This is a genomic window from Liquorilactobacillus aquaticus DSM 21051 (assembly GCF_001436755.1).
Lineage (GTDB): Bacteria > Bacillota > Bacilli > Lactobacillales > Lactobacillaceae > Liquorilactobacillus > Liquorilactobacillus aquaticus.
On the sequence record NZ_AYZD01000033.1, the window covers coordinates 712 to 1,033 of the forward strand.

Below are 322 nucleotides of genomic sequence, written 5' to 3' on the forward strand. Positions count from 1 at the left end.
CCTCGACTTCATCAAGTTTGAGCACGAGTGATTCGTTATCAGATAGTGCTTCAACTTCAGGAAGCTTGAGTACAAGCAGCTCGTTATCAGATAGTACCTCAACTTCATCAAGTTTGAGCACGAGTGATTCGTTATCAGATAGTGGCTCAACTTCATCAAGTTTGAGTACAAGCGGATCATTGTCGAACAGTGCGTCAACATCCGCAAGCTTGAGTACAAGCAGCTCGTTATCAAATAGTGGTTCGACTTCTGCAAGTTTGAGCACAAGTGATTCGTTATCAGATAGTACCTCAACTTCATCAAGTTTGAGTACAAGCGGATC

1 protein-coding gene is annotated in these 322 nt (G+C 42.9%); it reads right to left on the minus strand.

Features of this window, described 5'->3' with window-relative positions:
• Window positions 1-322, minus strand: a 322-nt coding sequence (locus FC19_RS11715; protein ID WP_268872821.1) for a hypothetical protein, incomplete at both ends; no start/stop codon positions are given.